Genomic DNA, 10,739 nt, shown 5'->3' with positions numbered 1-10,739 from the left:
ATCTGGTAATATGATAGTTTATATAATTTATTTATAATTCAAGTAATTACTATTTAACTATTAAAACGGATTAAACCGAACCCGATTAGGGATTTACTCATAGGTAAAACTTCCTCATATTAGTAGATTGTCAAGAAACTGAACGAAGGTATTAAGTAGTGCCTAAACGGGAGTGAAACAAGCACAGCGAGCGGATACAGATTTATGAGCAAACTGTCTCAGTTTGTCCTGAACGGCTTTCAAGTCCCCCCTCCCTAGTGTACTTGGAAATTCCACTTAAAAAAGGAGCTAAAATTTTATCCCTGTTAGTCCAAAGTGAGTACGCTCGAACTGCGAGCTATCCTCTACTTTGGATACTTAATTTGTTGCATTACATGATTTCTCTAAAACCACTTGCATTATCGAGATTGTAGCTGAAGCGTCGATTAACAAGACGAAAAGATGCCAATCTAGGAACCGGTTTTCAAACAACAAAACGAGGTTAATGGTATGTACAATATATCTTATAGACTAACACGAGTAGGGGAAGGTGGAATCAGTTTCATATGAGACCTTCTCGGTAAAAAAGTCGAACATTTATAAGAACATTAACTCAAAATCGTAGAAAATCCGTTAGTAAATTTAATCTTAGACGTTCAGACCTAGCTATATTGAAATTTTATTGAAGAAAGCGACAGAGCTAGGGGGGTAGTTCTTTTTAACGACGTTTTTGTCGAAGGTATCGTAGTCGTTCTTATCTCCGTGCTGCTTTTGGAGGCGAAAAGTTGAGTGGAACAGGATTTTTGTCCTTTAGGGGGTCTAGTTAAAGAAATCGGTTAAGTTGGTTGTAGAGCGGGGCTTGATTTTTACTTGCATTTGCTGAATTAACCGGAAGCGAAACATTCCCTTTTGCTACTTTGTTAAGTAATCGTTAATGTTTTGAGTTTTAACTTAGAGGTTCTTTGAGCTTTGCGAGTATCAAAAGTGATGGTTGTGATGTTACGCAATTTCGAACGAACTCTATCCGTTATAATAACTTAAATATTAAATTAGCGGACGTATCAGAAAGATTTAGTTGAAAGTGACGGACGATGTTGGAGAAGACATACTAGTTTTAGTTTATTATTCGAATATAATATATGATTCCCGAATTATTGAACTATAAAGTGAAAGTGAGATTTAAATAACCTTGGATATCCAAGTTAGTAATTGACTAAAAGGAAATTTGAAAGGTGGGGTAATTATAGATTCGCAAATAGGTACCACGAGAAATCTTCTAATTGTAGACGGTGCCCTAGTGGTGAATTACACCTATTTCCGTGACTTAAATTAGGAAAATGGCTAAATTATTACCTCATTATGACGTTTATTTGACCTTATTGTGCGTAATGTTGCTAACGTCGGTATTGTTAGTGTTGCTGACATTTATAGTAGGGATATTTTCAGTAAGGGAAAACAAATACGTAAACGATAAGGAAAAGACGAAATTGAATTTCATGCAAAAAACTAGTCTCTTAGTATTTGCTATAACGTAGGAATACCCTAATTAAAAGGATAAGATCTGGTTGCTTGCAATAGGAAAAACGGTAAGGTTGAGTAGGTTTGATTTTTACGAGACGGAGCGTTTATCCTAAGCCCATGCTTAGGGGTCTTGGCCGACAGGCGCGACAGTAGTGCTAATAGTGGGTAGTACTTTATTAAGGGGAGTCCGTGGTGTTATAGTTTTAGATGTCGACCTTGTAGTCAAGCATGTTTTTATAATACATGACATGGTAAATTTAGAAGAACTATAAATCGATGACGAAAAGGGCTTGAAAGTAGTTATCACATGAGTTGTTTTCAGACAAAACGAAAGGAAGGTAATTAACAATTGTGGAATAACACTATTGATTAAAATAGTGGACCATGAGGATAATGGGAAAACTACATTAGTATCCTTCCTAGACCGCCGGTCGCTTTATGACGTTGGACAGGACAAAATCCCAGTCTTTAGCTTTGTTGAAAAAAAAGGGTTTGTCCTTCAGAATTAGGTATTTATTTGAATAAATGTCGTTGTTTTAGTGGTTGTTCGTTACAACCGAGGTTACTTGGTCTTCCTTATGCCTTGCCAAGTTAATCTTTGCTCGCATTTTAATTATGTTACTTTTTATGACCTTTTTTTCTAGCACTTATAAGTTATTATGCTAAACCAAAAACTAGGAGTCGCGCAAAAGAACGGGTTTTTTCTTGTAGATTATTTATTTATTTTGGTGACTACTTGCTATCATGTTGGTTATAATTTCGTTTTAAGTATTTAAATATAGGATTAGTTTGAATCAAAGCTTATTATGTAGGTTGCATAGTAATTACGGAACATGATAAAGAAAAATAGTCAAACCTTTTGTCGGTACTTACGAAGAACGCCATAAAGGTGTACGGGATGAACGAAGTACGCAAAAAATGGACGAAAAACAAAAAGGTTATTAAAAGCAAAAGCTCAGTGTAGTGGTGGTATTGTAAAACGTCATTGCAAGAATGCATTACGAAAATGACAAACAGACCGTTATTATACTGATGGATTTCGTCGAACTTAACGTTGTAGTTTGTAAACAGCACCTTAATTTAGTGCGTAAAAAAGTCGCTAATTAAAAGGTGCTCAAACTCGACTTCTGGCTACTTGCTATTGACTTTCGCGTAGGTGTGCAAGTGATAATTAATTTTACAGGTAAAATTGATTCAGTCGAAGAACCTTCGCATTTTTTAATATTAGTTCACTACGTATTGGTGCCGAATGACTGAAATTAGCTAGTTTTTTCAGTCTTTGGTGAAGTGAGTATCCTTATAGTATTCAATGTCTTTGAACCGCTGGTGACATTCAGTATAACTGGACCTATGGGGCAGCGAGTTGTGTGTTTAATTACTAACTTGGCTCCTTCAGAACTCCGTGTTCATATAAACGGGAGTGTTATCCGAGTATGTAAAGAAATTAAACTCCTTCTCCGCCGTTTTCTCTACCTAATAGTTAGTCGTAGCAGAGCAGAAAAACACAATTTTAAACTATATGTTGACATCCGCGTCATCTATAATTTAGCTCTAACATGAGAGCAAGGTCCGCGAGAACCTGCTAAAGGTATACTTCGTATGGATTCTTAGGCGTAGCCTTTGGTTTTGGGTTGCGAAGTCTTCTGAGTCCAAGTATTTTATTACTTCGTAGTAAATTCGAATTAAATCGTTCCCGAAGTGCCTTACGGAGTTTTAGTAGTCTTGACTATCCTTTATTTGGTCGTATTTGAACTCCAAAATGTGCAACCTTGGGTCCTTCACCAAAGAGCCGACCTAAAAAAAGGTTTCATTCGCATAGGGGATGACCCCGTGGAACTTAAAGAAATTAAGGACGATGGTTTATTGGATGGAGTGGCCGTAAATCATGTAGGTCAAAACATGCAAATCCCCATTTATATGGTTGAACCAGCTGAAGTATTCTCGCAGGACACCTGTATTGAGAGTAGAATAGGGGAAATGCATAACTTGGTAACTGTTACGCATGATTACTTTGTTGTGGCTCTATCGATAGTTTGGTTCTTAGTTATTAGTTTCGAACATTGCCAACCAATTATAGGGGAAGACCACCTCCTTATGCTCAGTGATTGCGAAGTTCATGTAGAAGGTGAGGTTTCGGTGAAAATCGTGACTGGGCATAACGTAGTACTCGTAGTTGTGGTTATTACAGAAGTTAAAGACTTTATTGTGCGAGCCCAAGCCGAACACCATTTAGTTAAAACAATTCATGACCGTTTTGTCTATTACTAACCAGTTACCGACACATTGTTTGTCGTTGACAAACACGAAGATGCGGAACACGACGTAGTTGTTGTTCTTAACGGGGAAGTGTACGTCGGTCACTCGCGCTATGGAGCATCGACTTTAGCTGTACAGGACCACATAGCTACTTTAAGTTCTCTATCCAAAATGGCAGGAAACGTCACATTAAATTTCTTTGTGTGACACGAAATTAGCACTACGGAGCGAGAGCAAGATATAGGTATCTCAGATCGTGAACTCGTGAGTAAAGTGCAAGTCAATTTGGTGGTGTTTAAACCTATTTAGCTAGGCGGTTCCATCTAAATGGTACCAGTTATACCCGTTATTAACTTTTTAATGCTTAAGCGAAATTTAGTGAGTTGACTTCATGGATAAAACGTTTATCGCGTAAGATCGAATTTATGCGCGCTGGAATTTCATAAACGATTATATCACGTTAAAATTATTCTAAATAGTAAACTAAAAATAATCCTACGCGATACGCTGCTTATGGTCCAAACCCCGAATAACGTTATTACAACGATGAAAAAAGTAAGAGTTGAATAAGTCTATGGCGTAAATGCTTTTCTTTTCTACACGTCGAAAAATAGTTTTCATACCAGTTTCTCATGGTGAAATTACGGTTTCTTGAATGTCGTTATTACTTAGTTCATCAATAAGTCGGACCATAATAACTTAGTTACCTTTTTGGGATACTTTTCTTTTTAACCCTACAAATGTCTCTAAATAAAGAGTGAGGACGTGCAAATTTTCCACCTAACCTAATAACCCAACGATTGTCTCTTCGGAATCTGTCCCGTGTCTTTTTTATACCACAAGGTGGTCTCTAATAATAACGTTAAAATCCGCATCTTTGCAATATGCCTCTTGCTGTTCCTCTAGTAGCTCAAGAACTACGTAACCGTTGTAACCGTAAATTGATAGGTTTTGCGAGTGGGATGAAGTGATTTCTCGATTTTCTCATAGATGATGAAACAGCACTTGTACCACAAGGACGTTGAGTTATGTTTCCGAGAATGCGACCGCGATATCCAGTTGGTGTTAAATACGGGTCGTCAATGGCATTAAAACGACAACTAAAATTATTATGGCCATTTGCGCTGGACCAGTGATTATTACGACTAAGATATCCTTCATAGCGCTTAATGAAGATGGTCGTACCGACCTTTGGGTTACTACCTCAACGAGTTTTACGGTTTAACCATCCATGCAATGTATTTGCATAAGTTTACTTAGGATTTTCTGGATTAATAATGATATGAGTCGAGTAACGCGTACCGCAATTCGGTTATTGGCGGAGTGTATTAGTAGGAAGTGCGCGGCGAAACTAACTTGATCACTGACCATTTCCTTTACTTATAACCTATCGAATAGGATTAAAGAAACAATATTGGGCTATGTTGAGTTCAGGAGTTATACGTGAACATCAAATAGATAACCGCGTTGTTGACTTTGTTGTCACCTGACGTTACTTACGTTTTTTTGAATCTCGTATACGAATCCTTACCTATAAGAAAAAGAGAAATGTTTTGTAGAACTACTTCGTCCTACGAAAACGGAATTTAATTTACTTCCACCCTGTAATTAACAAGGTGGACGAGTTGCGTCAAAACGTCTTTAATTTAGTAACGTTTGACTCACATTTTGAAATCATTAACTTTGCACACTCGTACAATCAGAAGAATTAGACCTCAAAAGTACCGAAGGACTTTCTTTTCGCGCTTAACGTTAAGGAATACGAAACCTTCTTTTCAATCGAGTTGGGCATCTACTCGAAGTAAAGCGAAAACTATTTCGTGCTATAGTTTTGTTAGTTATAGATCAATGACATTATTCGTTTGTCGCTTAAGCTATAGATTACGTTAATAAGTTACTGGTTTTGTAACTTAAAAAACGATAATGACATCTAACCAAACGGGACCTTGGTGTTCTCGATACATAGACACTTTGTTGAAACGAGTAGTTATGACTCCTAAAGGTTCCACGAGAAAGTCCCCTTGATCGACTATAGATAGATTTTTTAGTGGGTGTTATGGTAGGTAATGAAAAATGTCTGTCGCGTTAAGTTTAACTACGAAGTAGAGGATTTTTAGTCCTTTGTAGTATATGAACCTAACGAGTTTCTTACAATTTTCGTTTCTATTACTTAGAGACGGTTCCTCTTTACGTCGTACCTTTATTTTCACTAAACTAATTTTTCCCTATAGTTGATCAGCCAGAGGAAAAAACAGAGACCAATTAGAGGAATGAGCATCATTTACCCTACTTTAACGTAAAGAATTTATTCGTCTGGCTCTTTTATCTACTTGTTTAGCGGCAATAGATAGTACTCAAAAAGGGACTACGGTTTGTTCAATAGTCAGGATTCAAAGCGTAACGCGTTGAAAATTTTTCATTATTATGTCTTCTCGTTTTAGCAAAAACCAAAAATGAGTTAGTTAACCGATTTCATTAATTCTTGCTAGCATTATGACATCTTGTCAACGCTATAGTTTTGTTTTGCAATAGACATTGCTATTATTCGTACCTAAAGCGGTCAAATCTTCTCGAGCTCTTGCTTAATTTTTTCGACGTTGAGTTTCATTTTGTTTGAGTTCGTAGTTGAGCGCTTGTTGTTCAGCGTCGGTGAAACCTCAATTACACTTTCGAATAAATTCATCAGAATTACTCTCTCTTTTTACCTACGACTAACCTCCTTGTGACACGGAAAACGAGATACAAATAATAAATAAAAATATATCAGGTAACTCGGTTTTCCATTGAGTTTTTAGTTGAGTCGAGCATCTTTTTTGATGATGTAACTGCACCTACGTCTTGTATTCTGTTGTTTCAGTATATTTCGTTTGTTTCTTTGTTAGTCATCTATTGTCGGTTGAGGATTGGTGCGAGCGCTGTTTTGATTTTTTACTAGGCTGGGACTTTAAAGGAATAGTTAATGTTGTTTGACCTGACCCGCTATAAGTTGAATGTAAACTGCGGCATCGAAAACTGAATAAATAACGTACCGACCTTTTTAATTTAGTTGTAATACGTTAATGGCACTTCGTCAAACTTCGTCTGGCGAGTTTTTGTGGACCGCATTGAGCAAATTACTAGGATTAGTCAAGTCTAAGATTTCGTTGTATCGGGGTTAATCGGGATTAGTTTATAAAATGTTTTTATTCCTTTAAAATACAGTTTAAGTAGCCAATTTTAACACGCGAAAGTACTTTGACCTCCGGGCCTTCATAATTTTGAACTTCTCAGCAGTGATGGTCTTGGTCCTTTTCCACTTCAAGCGAACGCACAAGTACGTTAACCAGATTTAGCGCGACTCTAATACAAAGCATGACCTCGGATAGACTATCTTGGTGTAAAAGGTAGTTTTTAACCGATACTTCGAAGACCCTATCAACTTCGTCAGCCGGGCCTACATCTATTTTTTTACTAGCCGTTCTGTATGTCGTGTCACGGAACGAAACTAGAGCCATTCATACCACATATACCTCTTCAACGATATCAAGGACGTATGCGTGAGCGTCGTATGGGTCTCTTTGAAAGAATACTCCTTCCTTGAAGATAAACCTACGTTATGGATTGGCGGATACCACGGGATTAAGTAATACCTTTAGAATGATTTTTACTGAAACAAAATTAATGACGACGGTCATCGTCACATCCTGAACGACGATAAGTTTATCGTGCACGAGTTCCTCGATAATCGTAGCAGTGTTGCGCTTGACGATTCTTTTTTCGTCTTAATGAGCGGAATCCTCGTCTAGTACACTAACATTGTTTGCTACTTTTGGAGGGATGGGCACAGTTACTTTATTGAGTACCGTTTCCACATTGTTAACATAAGCTAGGTTAACGTCCTTTTCCACAGCTTTACGAACGTCTTTGTGACTCGGTTCCACCTTATGAAAAATAAATACCTTTAAATAGCAACCTCAGTTAGTGAGGTAAGGGAGAAAAATGGCGAAATTCATTTCCTTAAAGGCATGCGCCAATATGCGAAAAACTTTAACATCGAGTTCGTCTCCATGCGCGTTTTCGACTTTTTATACAAAAACTAGTGAACGTTCTACCAAGTAAAGTTGGGGTTTAACGAGCTTGAAAGAGGAATCCTGTATATCATCTACGGGTATTTATGTACCTCAGGTTACTCGTTCAGCCGTTCTAATAGCACTGAGGAATTAGTTGTATTATTGAGTAGGGGCTTAATTCTATAGCGAATTAAGCCCCATTTAATAAATCCCAGATAACAACGTGTAATGAGGTCAATTAGTGACTTCGTGACGAAAACTAAAGCCCACCATTACTTAAATTACGGAAAACACGAAGAAGACGTCACGGTATACAAGGCATATGAGGGAATATTGCACAAAACGGTAGTGCGAGTATAAACTAAACTCGGTAGGCTAGAAAAAATCCACGAAACATTTCTTGAACACGGTGAACTCTACGGAATAGTGGAAGACAGTTGAGTTATCACATTGGAACACCTAAAACTGATAAATGGGTTCAGACTAGAGATAGGAATTTTCTTTGCCCTCTTACATTAAGTGGTTGTACCATGCTTAGTCCTTGTAATTGAAGGACAAAAACAACTATAGATATCAGTATTAATTGGTATGCCAATGATAAGTATCTTATACCAAGACATTATAGTCACATACTCATTCGCCCTATACACTCCATAAGTGACAGGAATCATGTTCTTCTGTATTACTTTCGTGTTTAATGGTACTCACGATTCAAATAAAAGAATAGGTAACAGTAAGGGGATAAATATCAAGAATAATAAGTGAAGAACTGATGATATAGATGTATTATTCTTTTTTGAAATCTTTTAACTCAACACTTTCCTGTTTAAAACAGAATGTCATTAATAAAAAAATAAGGATGCCGTTTTTGAATACACCTGTGTAGCTGCAAGCCCTGTTTGTTTAGTTTCTCCTTTGGACCTAGTAGCCCTAGGAATACTTGCTCTAGCTTGAGCTCATTAAGTGACGGGTCGCAAGTCTGCTGATGTTTCTTTTTGTGTTTAAAATCCTTGACTACTTCCACTAAAAGTAGCTTGAGCGGACTGAGTAAGAGACCTCCAGCTAAGTTATCCTGCGTCGTAACATGTGTTAGAGAACTACTTGGTTCTTTTCGTGTAACGCGATCGTCCAAATAATGGATTACTACTAGACTAGAGACAATAAACAAATGAAGTGCTATAACCAGTAGGTGGAAAACCAGTACCACCACTTCATCGCGATTTAATATACTACGCACTAATACCTCCTAAACTTCGTTTACCGGTTTGCGATGCTAATGATTGGTTTCATCTCTCGTCAATACCGCAGATACCAGAACTAAATTGGGCTGCACGCGACGAACCATAAAATTTTATAGGTCACTTTGCGAGATGACAACAACGGGGATTTGTTCGTGGGCAAGTACTTAGGTAGGTATTTTGGTAGTTTTAATTACTAACCAATGGCGGGTTTCGAATAAAACTAACGCTTGTTGGGCTTTAGCTAACCAACAATAGAGGAAAAAGGTTATCACTATTTCTTAATAAAGTTAGGGATAGTGTTTAAGGAGCACCATGTTTTTGTCCTTTTAGACGAATAGTATCAAAACTGACAAGCTAATACCTATAACGTCTACTATAACGAATACCCCAAGTACTAGAACTTCTACGCTAAGTAAATGCAAATTATTTAGGGAGAGTAGACCTATGTGGGCTTAAAGCTGTCAATAATTTATTATGTAGCAATTGGCTAGCAGTTTTAAATAATTAGCTGAGTGATAAAAGAAGTCTAGAAATGAGTTCTTTTGTTTGATAACCTCTTTACCAATTAATAAAATAATGAAGTTGGGTTTAGTATTATTGGTTACTTGTTAAGCTTTTATTAAATGAATTTATGTTAGATCGTGAGTGAGGGCTTCGATTACGTGAAGACTTAATAAATTTTGTTACGTAGATATGATTACAGTAACTAAGAGTTCTCCGAGCTTGAAAACTCATACCCCCAGTTTGTCAACAAGACTCCGAGAAGCTACGGTAGTCAAGTTTGGGGCCATCAAATAATCTATTATTTTTGGCTCAGAACAAATTTGTTCGCCTCCTACTTTGCTGACGAATAGCTTAGCATACGCTAATGAATCGGTTATACTGTCTACTCATACGTATGTCTTACGTGCTCGCTAATAAACCCAAATTATGTTCTTGTTAAAAACTCGCTGAAATTCTTAATGATAATTTTTACTTATCTATAGTCCGAGACAACTGTTAACGAAGTAATCGGATGCAAGCGTGAAATACGTTTAGGTCATTTCCGACGTGAAATCAAACAGAGACATATCTAGGGCGTGTATTTCGCCCCTTCATCCGCCTTACTTTACTTTACAGTTTCTGAGATCATTAAGGACAGTAGTCTACTTGTCGAAAATAGGTCCAATACCTATTACCAACTATTTATGGACGCAATTAGAAATTATGTTTTATATCTAGGCTAAATCTCTCGTGGTTTAATCTGGGCTTTCTCGCGAGCTTTTCTAGATTTTTCATTATGGTTCGTGAAATTTTAAAATTTCATATCCATACAAGAAATTGCTATGCGAACCTATGTCAAAGTAGTAGCCATCATTATACGCCATGACATTATGAATACGACCTTAATAGTATTGTAGGTGGCATTAAATATAATTACCATGGACATAACTAAAAACCACAAAATTGTGTCCTTCGTAAAAAAAATAATTTTTTACGGCAGTTTAAAATTAAAGTAAAAATAATGGAGCACTGTAGTATTTAGAAGCGTCTTCTTGGTACGAAGTATAGCTAATTATTTTATAATTTTACTTTTATAAAATATGAAAAACCCTCCGAGATTAATATTCTAATCTATTTTCCTATTTACTAACCGAGATGGGGTTTTTTCCCCCGTAAAATTAGTTCAATCAGATCTGATTGGGTAACTAAA

1 protein-coding gene is annotated in these 10,739 nt (G+C 36.8%); it reads left to right on the top strand.

Translation table 11 applies throughout. The features are described 5' to 3' along the window. Positions 1–3,330 precede the first annotated feature (3,330 nt). Positions 3,331–3,768 carry a hypothetical protein gene (locus DGG96_RS10680; protein ID WP_133249334.1) on the top strand — a complete coding sequence of 146 codons (438 nt, stop codon included), beginning with the start codon at positions 3,331–3,333 and terminating at the stop codon, positions 3,766–3,768. The last annotated feature ends 6,971 nt before the right edge of the window (positions 3,769–10,739 follow it).

The organism is Legionella qingyii (assembly GCF_003184185.1).
The sequence above is the reverse complement of the archived record's forward strand: the minus strand, read 5'-3'. Positions and strand labels throughout refer to the sequence as shown.